The 22,737-nt window shown below is 41.1% G+C and carries 22 protein-coding genes; 9 read left to right on the forward strand and 13 right to left on the reverse strand.

The genetic code is table 11. The features are described from left to right. Positions 1 to 47 precede the first annotated feature (47 nt). Entirely contained in the window at positions 48 to 395 is a 348-nt protein-coding gene (locus F0226_RS12850) for an MliC family protein (protein ID WP_171736017.1), read from the reverse strand. A 45-nt stretch (positions 396 to 440) separates the two neighbouring features. After that, positions 441 to 992, reverse strand: a complete 552-nt coding sequence (gmhB, locus tag F0226_RS12855) for a D-glycero-beta-D-manno-heptose 1,7-bisphosphate 7-phosphatase (RefSeq protein WP_171736018.1) — start codon at positions 990 to 992, stop codon at positions 441 to 443. A gap of 215 nt (positions 993 to 1,207) precedes the next feature. On the opposite strand from gmhB, the gene metN reads away from it, so the two are divergent. From metN to F0226_RS12870, 3 genes are all read left to right on the forward strand, one after another. Next, positions 1,208 to 2,242 carry a methionine ABC transporter ATP-binding protein MetN gene (gene metN, locus F0226_RS12860; protein WP_171736019.1) on the forward strand — a complete coding sequence of 345 codons (1,035 nt, stop codon included), beginning with the start codon at positions 1,208 to 1,210 and terminating at the stop codon, positions 2,240 to 2,242. Continuing rightward, positions 2,232 to 2,915, forward strand: coding sequence for a methionine ABC transporter permease (locus F0226_RS12865; RefSeq protein WP_171736020.1), 684 nt, complete (start codon positions 2,232 to 2,234; stop codon positions 2,913 to 2,915). The genes metN and F0226_RS12865 overlap by 11 nt, the downstream gene beginning before the upstream one ends. Positions 2,916 to 3,029: 114 nt before the next feature. After that, positions 3,030 to 3,839: a MetQ/NlpA family lipoprotein gene (locus F0226_RS12870; RefSeq protein WP_171736021.1), complete on the forward strand. Its 810-nt coding sequence runs from the start codon at positions 3,030 to 3,032 to the stop codon at positions 3,837 to 3,839. A gap of 172 nt (positions 3,840 to 4,011) precedes the next feature. On the opposite strand, the gene lamB is transcribed toward F0226_RS12870, so the two are convergent. The 3 genes from lamB to syd form a co-directional block, all read right to left on the reverse strand. Beyond that, on the reverse strand, positions 4,012 to 5,217 hold the full coding sequence (lamB, locus tag F0226_RS12875) for a maltoporin LamB (protein ID WP_171736022.1): 1,206 nt from the start codon (positions 5,215 to 5,217) through the stop codon (positions 4,012 to 4,014). Between the two features lie 377 nt (positions 5,218 to 5,594). Beyond that, a complete protein-coding gene (locus F0226_RS12880) occupies positions 5,595 to 6,371 on the reverse strand; it encodes a Zn-ribbon-containing protein (RefSeq protein WP_171736023.1) in 777 nt (258 codons plus the stop codon). A gap of 4 nt (positions 6,372 to 6,375) precedes the next feature. Beyond that, a complete protein-coding gene (gene syd, locus F0226_RS12885; RefSeq protein ID WP_171736024.1) occupies positions 6,376 to 6,921 on the reverse strand; it encodes a SecY-interacting protein in 546 nt (181 codons plus the stop codon). Positions 6,922 to 7,052: 131 nt separating this feature from the next. On the opposite strand from syd, the gene queF reads away from it, so the two are divergent. The 6 genes from queF to F0226_RS12915 all read left to right on the forward strand — a co-directional run bounded on the left by queF (position 7,053) and on the right by F0226_RS12915 (position 15,543). After that, positions 7,053 to 7,907, forward strand: a complete 855-nt coding sequence (gene queF, locus F0226_RS12890) for an NADPH-dependent 7-cyano-7-deazaguanine reductase QueF (protein WP_171736025.1) — start codon at positions 7,053 to 7,055, stop codon at positions 7,905 to 7,907. 38 nt (positions 7,908 to 7,945) lie between these two features. Then, positions 7,946 to 10,204, forward strand: a complete 2,259-nt coding sequence (locus F0226_RS12895) for a tetratricopeptide repeat protein (RefSeq protein WP_171736026.1) — start codon at positions 7,946 to 7,948, stop codon at positions 10,202 to 10,204. A gap of 118 nt (positions 10,205 to 10,322) precedes the next feature. After that, entirely contained in the window at positions 10,323 to 11,888 is a 1,566-nt protein-coding gene (locus F0226_RS12900) for a diguanylate cyclase (protein WP_171736027.1), read from the forward strand. A gap of 348 nt (positions 11,889 to 12,236) precedes the next feature. After that, a complete protein-coding gene (ppnN, locus tag F0226_RS12905; protein ID WP_171736028.1) occupies positions 12,237 to 13,592 on the forward strand; it encodes a nucleotide 5'-monophosphate nucleosidase PpnN in 1,356 nt (451 codons plus the stop codon). Positions 13,593 to 13,803: 211 nt separating this feature from the next. Beyond that, positions 13,804 to 14,577, forward strand: coding sequence for a flap endonuclease Xni (gene xni, locus F0226_RS12910; protein ID WP_171736070.1), 774 nt, complete (start codon positions 13,804 to 13,806; stop codon positions 14,575 to 14,577). 186 nt (positions 14,578 to 14,763) lie between these two features. After that, on the forward strand, positions 14,764 to 15,543 hold the full coding sequence (locus tag F0226_RS12915; RefSeq protein WP_171736029.1) for a DNA/RNA non-specific endonuclease: 780 nt from the start codon (positions 14,764 to 14,766) through the stop codon (positions 15,541 to 15,543). Between the two features lie 105 nt (positions 15,544 to 15,648). Here the strand turns inward: F0226_RS12915 and rlmM are convergent, their stop codons facing one another. From rlmM to pomA, 8 genes are all read right to left on the reverse strand, one after another. Next, a complete protein-coding gene (rlmM, locus tag F0226_RS12920) occupies positions 15,649 to 16,740 on the reverse strand; it encodes a 23S rRNA (cytidine(2498)-2'-O)-methyltransferase RlmM (RefSeq protein ID WP_137373520.1) in 1,092 nt (363 codons plus the stop codon). Then, entirely contained in the window at positions 16,737 to 17,135 is a 399-nt protein-coding gene (locus F0226_RS12925) for a DUF423 domain-containing protein (protein WP_171736030.1), read from the reverse strand. The genes rlmM and F0226_RS12925 overlap by 4 nt, the downstream gene beginning before the upstream one ends. Further along, entirely contained in the window at positions 17,125 to 17,790 is a 666-nt protein-coding gene (locus tag F0226_RS12930; RefSeq protein WP_171736031.1) for an alpha/beta fold hydrolase, read from the reverse strand. Before F0226_RS12930 ends, F0226_RS12925 begins: the two co-directional genes overlap by 11 nt. Then, complete coding sequence (locus F0226_RS12935) at positions 17,783 to 18,709, reverse strand: transcriptional regulator GcvA (protein ID WP_171736032.1); 927 nt, start codon at positions 18,707 to 18,709, stop codon at positions 17,783 to 17,785. Before F0226_RS12935 ends, F0226_RS12930 begins: the two co-directional genes overlap by 8 nt. Positions 18,710 to 18,776: 67 nt before the next feature. Further along, positions 18,777 to 18,944 (reverse strand): hypothetical protein, encoded by a 168-nt coding sequence (locus F0226_RS12940; protein ID WP_171736033.1) that lies wholly within the window; start codon positions 18,942 to 18,944, stop codon positions 18,777 to 18,779. 185 nt (positions 18,945 to 19,129) lie between these two features. After that, positions 19,130 to 20,575: a tRNA uracil 4-sulfurtransferase ThiI gene (gene thiI / locus F0226_RS12945; RefSeq protein WP_171736034.1), complete on the reverse strand. Its 1,446-nt coding sequence runs from the start codon at positions 20,573 to 20,575 to the stop codon at positions 19,130 to 19,132. A 337-nt stretch (positions 20,576 to 20,912) separates the two neighbouring features. Continuing rightward, positions 20,913 to 21,854, reverse strand: coding sequence for a flagellar motor protein MotB (locus F0226_RS12950; RefSeq protein WP_171736035.1), 942 nt, complete (start codon positions 21,852 to 21,854; stop codon positions 20,913 to 20,915). 11 nt (positions 21,855 to 21,865) lie between these two features. Beyond that, positions 21,866 to 22,630, reverse strand: a complete 765-nt coding sequence (gene pomA, locus F0226_RS12955; RefSeq protein WP_171736036.1) for a flagellar motor protein PomA — start codon at positions 22,628 to 22,630, stop codon at positions 21,866 to 21,868. Positions 22,631 to 22,737: the final 107 nt, after the last annotated feature.

Below are 22,737 nucleotides of genomic sequence, written 5' to 3' on the forward strand. Positions count from 1 at the left end.
AACTCATAAAATAAAACCGTACATTGACAGACAACGCACAGTTCATATTAGTTCGATAACTGGCAGTTTTTATAGATAACTCGACCCAATTCAAGGCGAGCATTGTCACCTTTAGTATGAAGCATCACGCTATTCAGTATTTCCGCCGTGCCATCATCCAGAATATATTTAGTTCCAGATCCTGCGGCAACTTGCGTCAGACGGTACTCATGTTCAGGTAAACGTAACACCGCTTTTTCAGGGGTATTAAATGCCACGTCAAAAGAACGATTCGATTCACACTGATACGTCATAAACTGACTGACAGAAGTATCATCTTTTACTACTGCAGACTGGCTACAGCCCACTAAAGCCGTAACAATGATTAACACAGGAATAGACCATGTCTTCTTCATTTAATGCTCCAAAAGATATTATTAGCGTTAAGTCGATTAACTGATTTAGCCTTTAAGATAGTGCGGCACATCTGCAATACTGTCGAGTACAACACTCGCAAGCGCTTCGCCTTTCTCAGTAACAGGTTTACCGGTACGCACTAGCACCTTAGTCCCCACACCTGCAGCTTCAGCGGCCATCATGTCTTCTGCTTTATCTCCGATCATCACTGAATTAGCCATGTCGATTTTAAGAAAATCACGAGCTGAAATAAACATGCCAGGCTTTGGCTTACGGCATTCACAATCTTGCTTGTATTCACCTACCCCATGCTCTGCGTGGTGAGGGCAATAGTAAATACCATCAAGTTCAACACCATTATCTTCAAAGTTCCAATCCATCCACTGGGTCAAAGAAATAAAACGGTCTTCACTGAACATGCCACGAGCAATACCCGATTGGTTTGTCACTAGAACCAATAAATAGCCCATATCTTTAAAGGCTTTAGCGGCTTCAAATACACCATCGATATATTCAAAGTCGTGTTCATCATGTACGTAACCGTGATCAACATTAATCACACCATCACGATCTAAAAAAACAGCAGGTTTAGACAAAATTCAGTTCTCAATAGACTCTCTATAATCAGTAATTATTACACGCTTTATTTGCTTCATCACTATCTATTTAAATGAACGGCGACTCTGGCATTTACGTTTAGACGTCTAGACGTAAAAATATCTATTGACTTAGATCACATAACACCATAGCATCGTCTGTAAATCGAACTAATTATCAACATTTTATTCTGTTTTCCCTGCACAGGTTTTTTATGATTACAGTGAATCAAGTAAACAAGACTTTCTATCAAGGCACTAAAGAAATCAAAGCCTTAATAGACATCAACTTACATATTCCTCAAGGTCAAATCTTTGGGGTGATCGGCTCTTCAGGTGCAGGGAAAAGCACGCTGATTCGCTGTGTGAATATGTTAGAAGCACCGACAACAGGCGAAGTCATTGTTGATGGTGTTGACCTAACAAAACTGAGTAAATCTGAACTCAGCGAAGCTCGCCGTAATATCGGAATGATCTTTCAGCACTTTAATTTACTTTCATCACGTACAGTGTTTGACAATATTGCACTGCCTTTAGAGCTTTCAGGTACGAGTAAAGAAAAGATTGAAGCTAAAGTCAGTGAATTACTGAATTTGGTTGGACTTGCTGACAAACGTGATACTTACCCTGCTAATTTGAGTGGCGGTCAAAAACAAAGAGTTGCGATTGCTCGCGCCCTTGCCTCTGACCCTAAAGTGCTGCTGTGTGATGAAGCGACCAGTGCTCTAGATCCTGCCACTACGCAATCTATTCTTGAACTGCTACGTGAAATTAACCGTAAGTTAGACATTACAATGTTGCTTATTACCCATGAAATGGATGTTGTAAAAAGCATCTGTCATGAAGTCGCTATCATTGGTGGTGGTGAATTGGTTGAGAAAGGTACGGTAGGTGAAATTTTTGCTCACCCTAAAACAGAATTAGCGCACCAATTTATTCGTTCAACATTAGATTTAACCATTCCTGAAGACTACCAAGCGCGTTTACAACAAACTCGTGTAGAAGGAAGCTACCCTCTTGTACGTCTTGAGTTTACTGGCGCAACCGTTGATGCTCCTTTAATGACGCAAATTGCCCGTAAATTTAATATCGATGTAAGCATATTAAGTTCTGACCTTGATTACGCCGGTGGTGTTAAATTCGGCATGATGGTCGCCGAGCTATTTGGTAATGAAGAAAACGATAATGCAGCAATTGAATTCTTACGCGAACACAATGTAAAAGTAGAGGTGCTAGGTTATGTCCTTTAACGTCAATGAAATTACAGATTGGATTAGCCTTAATGGCAACCTACTTTTAGGTGCTACTTGGGAAACGCTCTACATGGTAGCGGTTGCAGGTATTGTTGGATTTGCTGTGGGTATTCCGCTTGGCGTGATTCTACATACGACGAAAAAAGGTGGGCTACTTGAGAATACTAAGCTCAACAAAATTCTCGGTGCGATTGTCAACATAGGTCGTTCTGTGCCTTTCTTAGTACTAATGGTGGCTATTATCCCATTAACGAAAATGCTAATCGGCACTTTCATTGGCACCACGGCAGCTATCGTACCTTTAACTATTGGTGCTATTCCATTTGTTGCTCGTTTAATTGAAAGCGCATTACTTGAAGTCCCAACAGGGTTAGTTGAAGCAGCTCAATCAATGGGGGCAACTCCAACTCAAATAATCAACAAGGTACTGCTTCCTGAAGCTCTACCTACTATCGTGAACTCTGTGACTATCACCTTAGTTACGCTAGTCAGCTATTCTGCAATGGCAGGAACGGTAGGCGGAGGTGGTTTAGGTGATGTTGCAATTCGATACGGTTTCCACCGATATGACGTAACGATCATGGCAGTCACAGTTGTAATGCTGATTGTGTTAGTTCAAATCATTCAATCTATTGGTGACAGTATTGTTCGCCGAGTAGACCACAGATAGCTACACAAATCGTACTTAAACAAATAAAAATTAATCACAGAATGCATTTTGCTCACAGTTTTTAGGTGCACTCTGGAACAAATAATTAAATAGATATACTAAAAGGAAATTATTATGAAATTTAGTCTTAAAGGTTTACTGACTATCGCAGCTGCTGCCTCTGCACTTGTTCTTGCTGGTTGTGGTGAGAAAGAAGTTGATGTTACGAAAGTAAAAGTAGGTGTAATGGCTGGCGCTGAAGCTCAAGTTGCTGAAGTAGCAGCTAAAGTAGCAAAAGAGCAATATGGTCTTGACGTTGAGCTTGTAACTTTTACTGATTACGTAACACCAAACGCAGCTCTGGATGATGGTTCTATCGACATCAACGCATTCCAACACGTTCCTTACCTAGATCAGCAAGTGGCTGACCGTGGTTACAAACTGGCTGTCGCTGGTAACACTTTTGTTTACCCAATCGCTGGTTACTCTAAACAGGTAAAATCAGTATCTGAAATTCAAGATGATGCTCGTATCGCAGTACCAAACGATCCTACAAACCTTGGTCGTTCTCTACTTCTTCTAGAGCAACAAGGTCTAATTGAACTTCGTGACGGCGCAGGTCTTCTAGCAACAGTTCGTGACATCGTTGGTAACCCAAAGAACATCACTATTGTTGAGCTTGATGCTGCACAACTTCCTCGTTCACTTGACGATGTAGCGCTTTCTATCATCAACACAACTTACGCAAGTTCTATCAACCTAACACCACAACGCGATGGTATCTTCGTTGAAGACAAAGAGTCTCCATACGTAAACCTTATCGTTGCTCGTGAAGACAACCTAAATGCTGAAAACGTACAAAACTTCGTTAAAGCATACCAAACTGAAGAAGTGTACAACGCAGCTTCAGAAATCTTCCAAGGTGGCGTAGTTAAAGGCTGGTAATCGTTAAGATTGGTATTGGATTACTAATCTCTAGCAACTAGCAACTAGCAACTAGCAACTAAATTAAAGAGGCTGACATTATTGTCAGCCTCTTTGTTATTTAAAGCATTCTCAGCTTAAAGATATAGACAAGTAAATCACTTTAGCCCTAACGGCAGTTAAGCAGAATCGCTTACCACCAAGCCTCAACTTGCATGCCTACACTAACTTCACTGCTTTTGCCTTCACCAAATGTGTTTTCGTTTTCTGAATCATTTAGGTACGTTGCAAAGATTCGAAATTCAGGGCGAGACCAAAAACCAACTTGAGGAACCCAAGCTTGAGCAAGAGTAAATTTGCTCCCTGCACCATCTTTGTTATTAATATTTTCAACAAAGCCACCGATCTCTACAACCGTGCGCATTCTTTCATCCCACTTGTATAAAGGGCGAATAACGGCGCTGAAAGATTCATCATCACTGTTGTTACTGCCAACATCAGACGCAGAGGCATAGCGAACTGTGTGTCCAAATTCGATATTGTCACCGATAGACACTACACCCCAGTTAATAATACGAAACCCTTCTGCATTATTATTTCCAGCATCACGAACAATGCCTTTACCGGTTCCGAATGTCGCCATTTGCTCCGCATAACCAGAGTTAGCCACTTGAACAATGGTCTTATTAAAACCGGTAGAAAAACCCTGATTTAAACTCGCAGTGAATAAAACACTGTCATCTGCATCAACCGACTGACCTTGCTTTTCATTAGCGAAGTTCATATCAACACCGAGTTCAAGATCCGCTTTATCCCACAGCTTAATACCTGCGTAACGAACATCCGCGATCATAGCGGTCGTTTCTTTCCCGTCGTCAATATCGCCAGTTACCGTATCTTGAATCAAAGCCACCGATAATTTACCTGGTCCCATTTTTATGTGTTCGACACCACCACCAATACCACTGACATCCCAGTAGTAGTTATCAATGATATGCACATCGTGACGTTGGTAATAACGCTCACCCGCCCACATCGCGACATCTTTATCTTCAAATAAACCAACCGCTTGAATGTTAAGTTGAACAACATCTACGCTCTTATCTGCGGCATTGTCATCTTGCCCCTGCCAGTAAGACAACATAGAGTCGACAAGAAACGAAACATCATCTTCTGAATACAATTCTTTCTTAAACCCAAACTCACCGTAAAGGTCATTTTCATTTCCTAGACGCCCTACTTTATTTACTTCCCACTTGCTGTTGGAACCTCCTTCATTACTTAGCCCTACACCGCCCCTCATGTAGCCATTAAACTCAAGAGGCGCAGTTTCACCTGCAAATAAATTCGGCGTAAGTAACGCAGTTGATAACGCAGCAGCAATTGGTAAAAGTTTCATCGTCTATTCCTTTCAGATCTTAGTTCGGCTTATTACTTAAAAATGGGAACATTCCCATGGGATCGATCCCATTTATATTCTGAATATTATAAATTGAAAGAAAATTGATTGATTACTGTGATCAAGCTAACTATAGAAACGAGATAAAGTTGAGCGGAGTTGGATTATTCTGATGAATAATTAAAGCAAAAAATAAACATGAAAGGTCTAGAAGTGACGTGTTTTACATTGCAAAAAATAATACGTATCAAGTAAATGTAAGGAAGATAAGTAGAAAATCGGAAAGAAGATATGCAGGCTAAACCAAACTTATATCGTGGAATTTAGCCTGTTAAAACTGCACCTAAATAATGATGCCGAGCCCGTTGTTAGAAGGGTTATTTTAGATGGTCCCAAGAGATGTTAGACACTAAACGGCAGTCATCACATTTAAAATAGAAGATGTCATGCAGAGGCTCATCAAGTAACCATTCACCATCGCATTTAGGGCACTTACGCTCTTTTTCGGCTTTCAAACTCACGCCGCCAACACGGTATAAGTAATAGTAAGTTGGAATCTCAGTCAGAAACTCAATACGTCCGCGCAGTCCCCAACCTCGTTTAAATAACACGCTCGTTGCGTCACTTATTTCCGTTAACGTTGCATGTTCAGCGCGGCATCCGCCTCCCATTTGCACTTCATCACAAGCTTGCCATTCCGTTTGCCACTTCAATACCGCTTTATGGTCACCATTAAAAGTTGGTGGGTTTCGGTATAAAGGGATCGGCAACAAACTTTCACCGCTACGCAATGGTGAACATGTATGTACAAATGTGGTGTAAAGTACTTGCCAGCTTGGTACTTCCTCTTCAGCCACTTCTTCAGAATTTAAATCGCGACCCAGCATTCTCATTTTAGGCGCTAATAAACTTGCTTCAGACAAACGCCCTAAACACACCTTTACAAAATCAGAATGATATTTAGGGTGAAGGCTATCTTCATCCGGGCAAACCACACGAACAAAAAACTCACCGTCTCCCATCACAATTGGGAATTCACGACCGAGAACTTGACCGTTGTAACGAAGCGCATCCATCAATCCATTAACGGCTTTATCGACAGCGCTGACTGTCGTGTTATCAAAACATTCAAATTGTAATTCTAATACGTACATGGATTTATACCGCTGGAACAAGTTTTTCTAAAAATTCAGCAACTGTCTCTGCCAATACGTCACGATTACTGGTACCCAAACGCTCAAGCACAACATTGCCAGTTAAATTACAAATAGAGATAACATCTAACTCGGCATCAGTTGCCGCAATAAATACGGTTGGTTTTAACTTTAAGCGGCGCTGAGTCACAAGGTGACCAAGAATATTTTCCTGCAAGCAAGCAAAATCTTCATCACTCCAAATTTGAAGCAAGGTTAAGTCGTTGCCATCGAAAGTCGCATTCATATCGGCGCTATATTGCACCCCATAGAACGTTTTAATATCTTCGTGAAGTGTTAATTCAATGCCATTTTCAACATTCGTAAAATCAGCATGTTGCTCACGTGGGTAGCTTTTCCATAGCACTGCGTCTTCAACTTTGCTTTCAACACAAGGTGACACTAAATCCATGAGTTCTTCATTACGAGGTAAGCTTTGGTGTTGCTGCTGCCATGCATCAACGTAACGTTGACTAAAAGAAAACAGTGCATCTTGGGCACAATGAGCCATGAAAATCTCCTAACGCATAATATTAGATTGGAATCTCTCACCTTTCTGCACCGACTAAGCGATGACTTAATGACACAGTTAAGGGGATTCAGTAAAATTGGCACCATTCTAATCGAATTTGAAGCGAAAGTATGAGCAAATATTCTGATGCAAAAGAGCTAGCGGGTTTAACCCTAGGGCAAAAAACCGAGTACTCAAACCAATACGATGCGAGCCTCTTGCAACCAGTTCCGCGTAGCCTAAACCGTGACGACCTAAATCTTGGTAATGAATTGCCTTTCAAAGGGCATGATTTATGGACAATGTACGAACTATCTTGGTTAAACGACAAAGGTTTACCTCAAGTCGCGGTTGGTGATGTTTATATTCCGGCCACTAGCCAAAATTTGATTGAGTCAAAATCTTTTAAGCTATACCTGAACAGCTACAACCAAACTCGTTTCAAATCTTGGGATGATGTACAAGCACGCTTGGCTCAAGATCTTTCACAATGTGCAGGGGAAGCGGTTAATGTTAATATTCATTCTGTTTCAGAATATACGGATCAGCCAATTGTAACGATGGGCGGTACATGTATAGATGACCAAGACATTGAAATTTCAAGCTATGAATTTGAAGCCTCTCTTTTAGAGGGTGCTGTAAGTGAGAAAGAAGCAGAAGAAATAGAAGAAACACTGCACAGCCACTTATTAAAGTCGAACTGTCTAATCACCAACCAACCAGATTGGGGAAGTGTTGAGATTGCTTATTCAGGCAAGCAGATTAACCGTGAAGCACTGCTTCGCTATTTGGTTTCTTTCCGTGAACATAATGAGTTCCACGAGCAATGTGTTGAACGAATTTTCACAGACATCATGAAGTACTGCCAACCAAGTAAGCTTACCGTTTACGCTCGCTATACTCGTCGCGGAGGGTTAGACATCAACCCATATCGCTCAAGTGAACAAGATAAACCAAACCATAACATGCGCATGGCTCGCCAATAGCGTTTGGCTTAATCACACTATTATTCAGGGATCTTAAAATGCGTTGGTTTTATGTAATTGGTTTATTGTTTGTCAGCTTAAGCTCAGCGGCAACTGCCTCTGTGTACTCTTCAGCATTGCTGAATGAAGCAAACAATCTTATAGAAATAGAGCCTAGCCGAGCTCGGCTCATTGCTAGCAATTACCTAAACTACCGCACCTTGTCTGATCAAAGTGAAAAAAGCCCTTCTGCGATTTCAAGAGAAGAAACAGACTCTTCTTTACGAACGCCAAACGGCAGTATTGATGCTTACCGAATTCTCGCTCAAGCTGAGTTCAATTTAGGCAATACTCGGGCGGCTATTCAGCACTTAAATGATGCTGAAAAACTAACAGAAACGCATCACCTTCCTTACGTTTATTTAGATGTTCAAATACTTAAGGCAAGGTTGATCTGGAAGAATGACCAAAATTCATTAAAAGCGAACCAAACGCTAGACACTATAGAGAGCGAGTTAAAATCAGCAAGCCAGACGCTACGTTTAACCGACGGTATTACCTACCGATTAACCATGCTTCGAGCTGAAATTGCTTCTTTTGACAATAAAGTGGATGAAGCTGAAGCCTACTTTAAACAAGCAAAATCGTATTTGGATCAGCGTTATTCTGAGAAAATAACCATTGATTATCATATTTCTATTGGTGAGTTTTATCTCAATCATCAGCAATATAATCATGCTTTATCAGAGCTTTTATACGGATATTGGAAGTCTGTAGAAGGAAATTTAAGCTCAAGGCTTGCCAAAGTAAACCGGCTACTTGCTCAACTATTTTTTGAAAGACAAGTTCTAGACAAAGCTCTTGAGCACTTATCTCAAGCTGCTGATTTTTATGATAACTTTGAGAAATCTCCTATTCTCGCAAGTGTACTTAAACAAATGGGTGATGTGTATTACTTCCAAGGAAAATACAACCTTGCGCTCGTGCACTTTTTCAATGTGTTAGATCATGAAAGCACAGACCGTGATATATCACAGGTTATCGATATTCGTATCAGTTTAGCAGCCACTTATTTGCGCTTATATAACTACCCTTTAGCTGAACAATATTTGTCACGCGCCCTCGACTTACTCGAATATACAGACATCCCACGATTAGAGGCTAAAGCAGCATTATTATCTGCGGGTTTGGCGTATCACCTGCAAGAGAGCAGTGCCGTGGTCGAGAACGCGAGCAGAGCGCTTGATATTGCGCTTGCATCAGACAACACCATTTTATCTAAACGTTCTTACTTTTTATTATCTCTTGGTTATGAACAAGCAGGTCAACCTCAACAAGCTTTGAACTATTTGAAGCAGTACAATGCTCTTGTCGCTTTAAAACAGCAAACTCTCAATCGAGTCAGTGAAGACGCATTCCGTCAGCAAAAAGAATTTGCGGAGCAGACACTTCACTATTCAGGGCAAGAACTTGAACTCAAACGATACAAATTCGAGCATCGAAAATTCCAAAAAATCTCTTTTGCTCTCTTCTTATTCAGCATTATTTTATTTTTCTTTGTACTGCGACGTGGATATATCATCCAAAATCAAGCTAGGGAAATTGACTCATTACGTAAAGACCTCTTCACACATTCCCGCTCTAAGATGAGTAACCTAAGAATGCTGAACGCGAAACTGTCAAATTCATTACTGCAAATGAGCGAAACATTTGAACAATGGCAGCTTGGAGAACTCATTCACGAGCCACTCAACGACCGGTTGCGCTTTGTCATGATTGACTTGCCCTTCCTGCGTAATATGTATACTCAAAACGGTTACAAATCTGGATTAGAATTAGAAGAAGCTTTTGGTGCGTTTTTGAAAAGCAAGCTAGAAGACCCTGCGCGTATTTATCATTTTTCTGATGCTAACTTGCTCTATATCGAACCCAATGGTGATCGTAATACTTCTCCAGAAAGCATGTTCAGGAAGATCCAATCATGGATTATTGAATTTGAACCAGAGCGCAATATTAATAGAAACATTCGTGTAGGTATCGCCGATTATCCATTCTTGCCTCGCGCATATACAGCCATCAATGATCAAGAATTGCTAGATGTTCTACTTATGTCTACCAACATTGCTCGTGAAATTAGTCTTAAAGAACGCAGTAGTCAGTGGGTGTATCTGAAGGCAATCGACAGTGCACCTGCAGCAAGTCTTGCAACTGGTAACATAAGAGAAGCCTGTAAACACGCAATAAATCAAGGGCTAATAAAGGTTCAGTCCTCGTATAAGAATGAGGACAGCATCAAAAAAATGCTAAAAGATGACTAATTAGCAAGCGGTTGATGACCTGAATCAGTGACCTTATTTTTAGTTTTGTTATTATCAATGAATTCTGATTTCATTTTAAAGATCGTAACTGATCTATGCGGTAATAGTTTATTTATTTATGGGTATGCTCGAACAAGACATTCAAGCTCAACTTCACCTACTGAAATCTCAGTTAGAACAGGTGCGTTTGACACAACGAGATACTTCGTTCAAATTTAAACGAGAACAAAAAGTTCTTAAGCGCATAGTTGCATCTTTAAGTGGTGCTTGCATTGGCAATAACCAGCACCTTGATGAAAACCTGACAGCACTTAGGGAAGAGCTAGAAAAACAAAAAGATATCAGCTCTATGATCCCTCGGCTTGCAGTCTTAGAAAGGATGCTCAAGCAAAAAACGTTGGCTATGGAAAAACAGACCGGACATTTAGACGACACGATTAAACACAGCGGTGAGACACTTCAACGCATCACAGGTCTTCCTGCTCAATTAAAACGAGACCTTCGTAATTTACTGAGTTTTTCAGAAGGTCATGGCAACCAAAAGGTTGACCATGCAATGAAACTACTGAGTATCTATGAGCGCGCCATTAAGATCATGGCGACTAATTCTAGAAACACATTTTCCGATTCAGATAACTCCCCGGAACAAGAAATCCTTTCCGCTCTGGCTGATGAACTTCAGCACTTAATCACTGAACTCGATTTTGAAGGCGAGTCCGGCGATATTCTCATTGATATTAGAGCGAAGCTGTTACTTGGGGTATCGACTCAAAACTTATTCGAGTTAACTCTGCAAGTTCTTAAACTTGTTATTGAAGGGACGAATCTAGAACGTAAAACGTCTGAGCAGTTCATTGAACAACTCAACGCGTCATTATCTTCAAGCATCAAAACTGCCGACCAAAATGCAGACCAAAGCCAAAGCTATTTCGAGCACCGCCAAAATCTAAATAATGAACTCGGTGAGTTAGTCGTAAAGAGCCAAGCCTCTGTCGATAACTCAAAAGATCTCGACACCCTTAAAACCTCGATTAACCCTCTGCTCAGTGAACTCGCTTCCTTATCTGAAAGATTAAATCACGCTGAGGAAAGAGAACAAATTCTTATAGAACGAATGAATTACGGCAAAAATCAACTCGGTACGCTTTATGAAGTGACCCAAGATTATCGTCGTCGTTTAGAAGATCAGGCAAAGCGAATGCTGCTTGACCCTCTCACTAAAGTCTATAACCGTACAGCCCTGACGGATCGTTTAGAATTAGAGTATCGTCGTTGGATTCGTTCTCAACACTCCTTGAGAGTCGTACTTTTAGATATTGACAACTTTAAAGCAATTAATGACAGTTTTGGTTATACCGCCGGTGATAAAGCACTGAAAATTATCGCTCGTACTATCACAAAAGAAGCGGGTGATACTGATACTGTTGCTCGTTTCTCTGGTGAAGAATTTGTTTTACTGGTACCTGAACAAAGTGATGAATATTGCCACCAGCTCATTCAAAATATTCAAGCTCAGGTCAGTCGCTTGCCATTTAAGTTCCGTGACAAGCAAATCACAATTACGCTGTGCGCCGCTAGCACCCAATTTAAAGAATCAGATACTCCTGAAGAAGTATTAGAGCGAATGAATAAGACATTAAATAAAGCGAAAAAGCGCGGTACTAACCAGTTGGTTTGGCACTAATTTATCAGGTCTTAGATTTACTTCAATAATTCAAATACTTATCACATAACAAACCCTCAAATCTTTGCTAAGCTAATGGTTAACATTTGCTTAACAGGCAAATCTAAATGTAGTGCATAGCTTTTTGAACATTGCTTTATTCAAAATAGATTTATGTAAAATAGCTTTATGCAAACATGTCATTTTCTTCGAAGGCAAAGCAAACTGATTCTTTTGATTTAATAATAATTAATTGTATTCCGTTTTCTACATCTCTCTTAAAGCGTTCCAAAGCTTTGCTTTCTCTTCATATGAATTAGCCTCCGTCACAAACACTATGGCCTAATTCAGATTTAATAAGGAGGCATTATGATTACTCATATCAGCCCAGCAGGCAGCATGGATTTGCTTTCTCAACTTGAAGTTGAGCGTCTTAAGAAAACCGCATCCAGTGACCTTTACCAACTGTATCGTAACTGTACTCTCGCAGTGCTTAACTCTGGCAGCCATACTGATAACTCCAAAGAGTTGCTCGATAAATATCAATCATTTGATGTAGAAGTGGTTCGACGAGAGCGTGGAATAAAGCTTGAACTAAGCAATCCACCAGAACACGCTTTTGTTGATGGTGAGATAATTAAAGGCATTCAAGAACACCTATTTTCAGTATTGCGAGACATTGTGTATGTGAATATGCACCTTGCAGATAACCAAAGGTTGAACCCTACCAACGCAACGCATATTACCAACTTAGTTTTCGGTATTTTAAGAAATGCCAGAGCTCTGACTCCCGGCATTGAACCCAACCTTGTCGTTTGTTGGGGTGGTCACTCAATTAATGCAACTGAGTACCAATATACTCGCGAAGTTGGAAACGAGATGGGGCTTCGTGAACTCAACATATGCACAGGCTGTGGTCCTGGTGCAATGGAAGGTCCAATGAAAGGGGCTGCAATTGGGCATGCAAAACAGCGCTATACGCAGCATAGATATTTAGGGCTAACGGAGCCTTCAATTATTGCAGCTGAGCCGCCAAACCCGATTGTGAATGAGCTAGTCATCATGCCTGACATCGAAAAGCGTCTTGAAGCTTTTGTTCGTATGGCGCATGGCATTGTGATTTTTCCAGGTGGTCCGGGGACAGCTGAAGAACTGCTTTATATCCTTGGAATTATGATGCATCCGAAAAATGCAGATCAACCCATGCCAATTGTATTAACGGGCTCAAAAGAAAGCGAAGCTTACTTCCGTTCTATTGACACATTCATTGCAGAAACCTTAGGTGAAGAAGCACAGAAGCATTATGAGATTGTTATTGATGACCCTGCACGCGCGGCAAAAATCATGAAACAAGCGATGCCGAATGTTCGCTCTCACCGTAAAGAGACAGGTGATGCCTACAGCTACAACTGGTCTTTGCATATTGAACCTGAATTCCAGATGCCATTTGAACCAACCCATGACTCTATGGCAGCACTAGATCTCCACATGGATCAAAAAGCGGAAGATCTGGCGGCGAATTTACGTAAAGCTTTCTCAGGAATTGTGGCTGGTAACGTCAAAGCAGAAGGTATTTTAGAAATAGAAAAGCATGGTCCATTCATCATTGATGGTGATAAAGCGCTGATGACTAAAATGGATAAACTACTCAATGACTTTGTGGATCAACATAGAATGAAGCTGCCCGGCGGTAGCGACTATGTACCTTGCTATAAAATTGCTTAGGCTATTAGGTTGAAAGGTTATTGTTCCGAAAGGCAATTGATCTAAAAAGCTATTGGGTCGAAACATTTTTGTCCAAAGAGTCCACTCAAAGCTATAAAGGCAATGGATAAAAAGCCGCACACACGTCACTGACATTTCAACTGACTAAACGATGCGTTACTATAAGGGGCGAATTGATAAGCCCCTTATTTATTACCTTTACTGGAAACGTATGTCTATTCACCTTGTTATTATCGATGCTTTAAACCTCATCCGACGCGTACACTCTGCTCAGCCGGATCCAGCCGATATCGCAAGAACTCTTACGACGACTAATCGCACACTATCTAGAATTTTATCTGAATCTCAGCCTACCCACATCATTGCTGTTTTTGACCATCACCTGCAAGATCGTGGCTGGCGTGCTGAACTGCTACCGACTTATAAACAAAACCGAAAACCAATGCCTGCACCTCTAATGGAAGGGTTAGATGCCATTCAACAAGCTTGGTGGGAACTGGGGATTGATTCATTACTTTCCGATGGTGATGAAGCGGATGATTTGGTCGCGACACTCGCAAAAAAAGTCGCTGACCATGGTGAAACCGTAACGATTATTTCGACAGATAAAGGTTATTGCCAATTACTCTCCCCTACTCTGCAAATTCGCGATTACTTTCAGCATCGATGGTTAGATAAACCCTTCATTGAAAGTGAGTTTGGCGTTAAACCAGAACAATTATCCGACTATTGGGGGCTTACTGGAGTCAGCTCTAGCCAAGTGCCTGGCATTCCTGGTGTGGGTCCAAAAGCAGCAAAAGAAATTCTAACCGCCTATAACGACATTGAAGAAGCCTATCAAGCCGATGACTTACCTAAGAAATACCGTAAGAAGTTTGATGAGCACATTGAATCTGCCCGTGTATGTAAAAAGATCTCAGCTCTGAAAACCGATATAGAATTAGGCTTTAACCTGCAAGATCTCCGTTATAACGAACCTCAGTAACGAAGGCGATAAAAACGGAAATCAACCAGTTTAAATGTTAATGAAACCTGTTGTGTTCTCCGTTGCATTCACAAAACTTTGCATAGTTTAATCAATACCTTACCTAGTATTGATTAACTTTCAACCACCGTCACAGTCTTACTGACAAAAGTATTTATTTTCGTAGCTCCCAATAAGGAGCAACACATGAAAAAAATACTATTACTCTCATTAACCACCCTTCTGGTCAGCTTTTCTTCTTTATCTTCGGCAAATGAACTATCAGCAGCAAGTGAAGTTTGTGGTCAGCACCTAGTAAAAGGCACACCATCTGAAACCTCAGACCAAATACTATGTAGATCTGGATATGCAGTAGGTTATAACTATGACACTAAAAATGCAGATTGGGTCGCCTATCACATCACCGCAGAAAGTGTGAATGCCAAGTTCAAACGCAGCAACCGTTTTAAAGCAGATCAAGAACTGCCTGAGCATGCTCAATCAACGTTAAGCGATTACTCAAAATCAGGCTATGACCGTGGACATTTAGCCCCTTCTGCTGCTATGGATTTCTCTCAAGAATCTATGCAATCTAGCTTTTTGCTAAGCAACATGTCACCACAACTTCCCGGCTTTAACCGAGTAGGCTGGCGCTTGCTGGAAGAGCATGTTCGAGATCTTGCTAATGAATATCAAGAACTTTACGTGGTAACTGGACCTATCTATGAAGGTAACGAAGCAACGATTGGAAATGGTGTGGTTATTCCGAGTGCTTTCTACAAGGTGGTTTTAGACCCTTACTATAATGACGCGATTGCATTCATTGTCCCTCATCGAGATGTATCAGGTTCAGAATTAGTGAATTTTGTAACAACTATTGATGAAGTAGAACAGCGCACTAATTTAGACTTTTTCCCGGCAACGGAAGACAGCACAGAAACAGCGATGGAAGCAATGCTTTGGGAAATGTGGCCAACACCTGAATAACCTAATGTTTCAGCCTCGTTTAAAGCCGTTTATTTTAGAATATTAGGTATAAAAAACGCTCCTAAAAAGGAGCGTTTCTATTTCTCAATAAACGATTAATTACCGTTAGTGCGGTGAAATATTCGATAGAGACTGGATGTGAACCGTAATTTCTTCACGATCATGATAAAGGTGCTTAGCTTGCATCTTAAACTTCACGCCATTCTCAATTAAGAATACTTTCAAGTTTTCGATATCTTGAAGCACTTCATCGTAACGACCTTTCATAGGAAGCTTCAGGTTAAATAGGGCTTCTTTTGCCCAACCTTTAATGATCCACTCACCCATAAGGTGCGCAACTCGAGCTGGCTTCTCAACCATGTCACAAACAATCCAAGTTACGTTCTTACGGTCAGGTTCAAATTTAAAGCCATCAACCATGTGGTGCTTAATCTGACCAGTTTCCATCAGGCTATCTGCCATCATACCGTTATCAACGCAGTGAACGAACATTGAACGTTTCACTAGTTGGTAAGTCCAACCGCCCGGGCAAGCACCTAAATCAACGCCCCACATACCCGGAGCCAAACGCTCATCCCACTCATCACGAGGAATAAATACATGGAAAGCTTCTTCTAGTTTCAATGTAGAACGGCTTGGAGAGTCTGAAGGGAACTTTAAGCGAGGAATGCCCATAAAGAACTGAGAGTTGTTTGTTGGGTAAGAGTAACCAATAAAGCAATGACCTGGTGCAATAAAGCACACGTGAAGCACTGGCTTCTTAACATTGTCTTTCGATGTCATAAGACCTTTACCACGCAATGCTTGGCGCATAGGTACAGTAAACTTACGACAGAATTTCAGCAGCTCTTTCGCTTCATTCGTATCTGGCGTTTCAATACGGATATCACCACAACGAGGGAAGTTATCTTTTGTAGAAAGCGCTTCTAAAATTGGGGAGATACGATCTTCACTTGGTAGATCTTTAATTTCAACGGCAACTGCGATCATTTGACGAGCAAAAATCAGAGATTGAAAATCAACGCCTTTAACCAGTTTATCGGCTTCGCCAGCTTGATAACATTCGAACAAAACAAAACCCGTATTGTTCTTTAAGCGAGGAAAACCAAACACTTCAAGTTGTGTTGCTTTGTCTTGAATTTCGCCAGCACATTCTTTTTCAAAACCAGAGCGACAATAGAGTAGTACGTGTTTCACTTAGTTACCTCATTTATATTCAAAGCAGCAAAGGAGAAAGCTCCCCAACCGATAATAAATAGTAGCCCACCCAGTGGAGTGATGGGACCAAACCATTTAATTCCTGTTAAAGCGAGCGCATAAAGGCTGCCACTAAAACAAAGGATGCCGATGATAAAGCAAATCGCGGCAATGAAAAAATATTTTTGTGATTTTAATCCAAGTTTCAATTGGAGTAAGATCCCACAAGCTAAAATTGCCAGTGTATGTATAAACTGATACTGAACACCCGTTTCAAATACACCTAGCAAATATTCTGATAACTGCCCTTTCAATGCATGCGCAGCAAAAGCACCAAAAATGACAGCAACCATTGCTGAGAGCCCAACAAATACGAGTAATGCCTTACTTTTCATCTAATACCTCTTTGATAAAAGTAGAAAGCAACTCAACCGTAAGCGCTATATTTTTCTGCTCCGTATAACCTGAGCTTTTACGAGGCTTAAAGCTGTGATCCCCATCAGGGATAAAAGAAACTTTAATTGAATCTGATAAGCTAAATTCTGCAAACTCTTCGCGCTTACCGAAGGTGTCTCGTTCTCCTTGCAGAATTAAACAAGGCTTTTGCACTTCAGCTAAGTGCTCACCTTTATATTTTTCCGGCTTACCTGGGGGGTGAAACGGAAAACCTAAACACGCGACACCTACAACTTTGCCATATTCGGATAGGTGGCTCGCCATGCGTCCTCCCATAGATTTACCACCAATAACCACTTTCGTTACTGATAACTCATCAATCACACACTGGTAGGCTTCCAGTAGCTTGGGAGCTCTATCTGGTGGGCGACGCTTGCCGTCTTCTGCACGTTTAATCATATAAGGGAAGTTAAAGCGAATAACCCGTATTCCTTTGAAAGCTAAACCTTTAGCGACAGACTCCATGAATTCATGGTCCATTCCCGCTCCAGCCCCGTGAGCAAAGATAAATGTATAAGGGTGCTCCTCACCGTCAATCAGTAAGCTTGAAGCTTTCTCTACAGCCGCTAGAGTATCAACTGACACATTACTCATGCTCACTCCCTGCTTCATCCAATAAATCCTCTTGCTCACTCTGAGCTTTCGCTAACATCCAATCTCGGAATGTCGCTATTCTGCCCATATCAGCCTGTTTTTCATGACACACGACATAAAATGCATTCTTGCTAACCAAAACCTCATCAAAAGGAGCAATTAAACGACCCGCTTCAATTTCAGGTTGCGCCAATACGTTATTACCTAATGCAATCCCCTGTCCGTGAGCCGCAGCTTGCAGCACCATAGTGGAGTGACTGAAGATGGGACCATGGTTCACATTGACCCCATCAATTAAATTCTGCTTAGCAAATTGTTTCCAATCTTTACGAGATGTATCGTGCAAAAGCGTATGACATGCCAAATCACTTAGGGATTCTAATGGTTTTACACCGAGTAATACGGATGGCGCGCATAATGGTATTAAGTACTCTTGATACAGTTTATCGGCTCTTAAGCTCGGCCAATTGCCTCTGCCATAATAGATTGCAACATCCACATCGTCCGTGAGAGAACCTTCATCCATATCAACGGCTTTGATTCTTACATCAATATCGGGCTCTTGCTGATTAAAATCCGCTAGCCTTGGAACTAACCACTGAATAGCAAAACTAGGAGGCAGGCTTATGGTAAGTGCGCCTTTCTCACTGCGTTCTAGTACCTTATCGGTAGCCTCAGCAAGGGATGTGAAGATATCTTTGATATCAAGAAAGTAACTTTGCCCTTCTTCCGTCAATAGCAAAGAACGGTTTCGACGACGGAATAACTTTAAAGCTAAGAATTCTTCCAACGCTTTTATTTGGTGGCTAACCGCCGCCTGTGTAACAAAAAGCTCTTCCGCTGCACGAGTAAAACTTAAATGACGTGCCGCCGCTTCAAACACTCTCAAGGAGTTTAGTGGGGGTAATCTACGAGACATGGCTACTCTCTAATAAAGCATTAGTTTTTTTCATCTGAAACATTATAAATTGTCCATTGCCTAGCGGCTAGAGAAATTCTATATTTCGTTTCGCAACGCTAGCCTGAACGGCTTGATTCTCTCTAGAATCAATTGGCTTAGTTGTTGCGATGTTGTGTTTGCAAACTCGAGTTTTTCGAGTTGGGTAGAGTTCTACCAAGTGTTTCGTTGCAGCTAATCCAATGTAACGAGACATCTACTTCCTGTTTATTTTGACCTGTCTGTCAAATTTCTTTACACCGCCTATATGGCGGTGTTTTTTTATGGAAGAAAACAAATTTAATAGCACACAGATGCCCATAAATTTTCTTATTCAAATAAAAAAGCCGCTTACCCATGTAAGCGGCTTTTCAAATCACATCAGCGATTCAGGAAAGTCACCTAAGGACGGTAAACCTTCACATTATGGAAGCCTTGCTCTTGCAGGTATAGCGCTTGCAAGCGGCTCATTACGCCACGGTCACAATACAGCAAGTATTCTTTACCTTGGTCAAGATCACCAAACTGAGTCGCTAGCTTATAGAATGGAAGATGTTTCACTTCTACACCATCAATTTCTAATGGGCTATCTTCTTCATCTGGGCTGCGAATATCTAGCACAACAGCATGCTCAGCGACCGCTTGAACTTGTTCAACTTCAGGCGCTTGCTCTTGGCTTTCTTTTTCAATATCACGAATGTCCATGACACGAGCATTTTCAATTACTTGATCAAGGATTTCGAAATTGAATTTAGCTTCTTCAGCTTCCAGTTTACCTTTCTTCGCTTTTACCGTCGGCTTCTTAGAAATCACACCACAATACTCTGGCATTACTTTCGCGAAGTCTTCCGTTCCAATAATGCGAGACAAATCGATAATGTCTTCTTTGTCCCAGTTAATCAGAGGACGAAGAATTAAAGTATCTGTCACATTGTCGATATGGCGTAAGTTCGTCAACGTTTGGCTAGAAACTTGACCAAGAGCTTCACCAGTAACTAATGCTTCAATACCAAAGCGATCTGCAACCATGCCACCAGCACGCATAAACATACGTTTCAGTACCACACCCATTTGACCGTCTTCTACATTCTCTAGAATTTCAGCGACTACAGGTTCAAAATCTATAGAAACAAATTTCACCTTTGCAGATGAGCCGTACTTATTCCATAAATAGTGTGCAACTTGCTTAACACCAATCTCGTGAGCAGGACCACCAAGGTTGAAGAAGCAGTAATGCACTTTAGAACCGCGTTTAATATGCAGGTAGCTTGAAACACCAGAATCAAAGCCGCCTGATATCAAGCTAAGCAGATCTTCTTGAGTACCAAGAGGGAAACCACCTAAACCTTTATGGCGAGCCAAGACTTGGTTTAGTTTATCTTTATCGATTTCAACTTTAACGGTTACGTCTGGGTTCTTTAGTTTTACTTTTGCAGACTCAACCGCTTGGTTTAAACCGCCACCAACATAACGCTCTAATTCAATAGACGTGAATTCATGTTTACCACGGCGCTTAGCACGAACTGAGAAGGTTTTACCTTCAATATCAGTACGGCTGCGCTCTAAAACTTGCTCGTAAATATCATGCAAGTCTTTAAATTCTGATTGTTGAACTTCAAGCGAGTGATGAATACCTGGAGTGTGAGTTAATGCCTCTAACACTTCAGGATAGTACTTATCACTTTCAGATGTGACTTCAATGTGATCACGACGGTTGAATACCGCAACGCCTTCAGCTTTACGCTGAATAACATTTCGGATATTGCATTCTAGAATCCTTGTGAAGCGCTTACGCACCGACTCACTTTTTATAAAAATTTCCGGATGGGGCTTAACAATAAATTTCATAATACTTTCACAACAATAAGGTTCACAATTTTAGAAGGTCCATCGTTAAGTGAAGCGTTTTTAACACGGCACTTAAAGCAGAATAGATCATTATCTAAATCTAAGGGCGCAAATTATACATGAGAACCAGATTCAAAGAAAAGACTACTGCCTTTCCACTTTAAAATAGTCTTTCAGCTCTACTGCAATTTTAATCAACAAAACTCAGTTGTGCTGAAAATAAAAAAGCCTAAGGCTATGACACCTCAGGCTTTTCTGTTTGTACACGGAACCGCTTTCAACTTGCACGGCTTTATATTAAACAGGACTCGTGCAAATTAAGCAGGGCAGATGAACATTAAAGCACTGGCACTTCTTCGCTGAATAATGGTTCACCTTGCATAATGCTGATTTCAACACGTCGATTTAAACTGCGCTGTGCTTCAGTATCATTTGGTTCAACTGGCTCTGTATCCGCCATACCTCTCACACGTAAACGTTGGTGCGAGAAACCACGTACTTTTTCCATTTCTTGAGCAACAGACACAGCGCGCTGTGACGATAAATCCCAATTAGAGCGATAAAGCTCAGAGTCTAAACGCTGGTTATCGGTGTGCCCTGAAATTCTTACAATCCCCGGAACATCTTTAACAAGTTCAGCAACTTGTCTCACAAGAGGACGAAACTTAGGTTGTAAAAACGCTGAACCTGATGGAAATGCACCTTTTTCACGAATACGAATCACAATTTGCTGGCCTAAGTTCTCGACTTCGATCGCCCCTTGATCAATCTCTCGCTCTAGAGCTTTTTTAATGCTCTCCATTAAGGTTTCCATCTCTTGAGATTGAGCCTCAGCTTGCTGCTGTTGCATCTCAGATTCAGAGTTTTGATTATTCTGAGTCGACGTGTCAGGTGATTGACCACCAGTTAGTTTACCTTGGTCACGTTTAGTGCCGCCCGCTCTGTCTGACTCCCCCTCATGAAACTCAAGGGTTTGCTGAGTAATATCAATCGTCTGTTGCATGATGACATCAATAGGTGTTGGCTCTGGGCGACCAGGTCTGAATTCCTGAGCAATAATACTGGTACCTTTAGGAATGTCTTTTACTTCCAGCTTATTCTGCACACCAAAAGCAAACTTCATTGACCCTGCAATTTGTTTGAATTTCAGTACATCCATTTCTGAGAATGAAAGTAACAATACAAAGAAACACATTAGCAGTGACATTAAATCCGCAAATGTTCCCATCCATAAAGGAAGACCGGGAGGGGGACATTTACAGGGAACTTCTTCTTCCATTGTGAATATCCTTAGTCTGCTTCACCATCAAGAATTCGTTTACCTTCATTCAGGTAGTTTTTCAGATAGCCATCAATCACTCGAGGGTTTTGACCATCTTGGATGGCAAGTACTCCATCCATAATTAAGCGGCGGTTTAGTGTTTCTTGGTCTCGGCGTAAGGCGAGTTTGTCAGCAATCGGGAAGAACACCATGTTTGAAAGCACAGCGCCGTATAACGTTGTTAAAAGTGCTACCGCCATTGCTGGACCAATTGACTTTGGATCGTCCATATTTGAAAGCATGGCAACCAAACCAACCAAAGTACCAATCATTCCCATTGCAGGGGAAACATCACCAAAAGCACTGAATACTTTACCGCCTTGTTCGTGGCGCTCATCGGTTAATGCTATATCTTTTTGTAAAGCAGCTCGAACAACATCAGCATCATGACCATCAACCAACAGATCGATACCCTTTTGCATAAAACTGTTGGTAATTTCCATTTCTTCTAATGCAAGGAAACCGCCTTTACGAGCGGCATCTGCCATTTCAACAACTTTAGCAATCAAATCTTCAGGCGCATCAGCTTTGAACATGAATGCTTTGCCTGCAATTTTTGTGGCTCCAAAAAACTGGCCCATAGTGAATTTCATTAATACAACAAAAGTAGAACCACCTACCACGATAAGTAACGAAGTCGTGTCATAGAACATTCCTAGGCTTCCGCCTAAGATCATCGCCATGATTACAAAGGCAAATCCACCAATCAAACCTAATAGGGTTGCTAAATCCACTGAGCACTCCTCATGCTTTTTATCTTTCTACTTTAGAATAATCTTGTTATCGGCAAGATCATAAGATCTTTGAGTAAATTATTGGTCTAAGTATCACACTTTTCTTT

This window comes from Vibrio sp. 99-70-13A1 (assembly GCF_013114625.1).
Classification (GTDB): Bacteria; Pseudomonadota; Gammaproteobacteria; order Enterobacterales; family Vibrionaceae; genus Vibrio.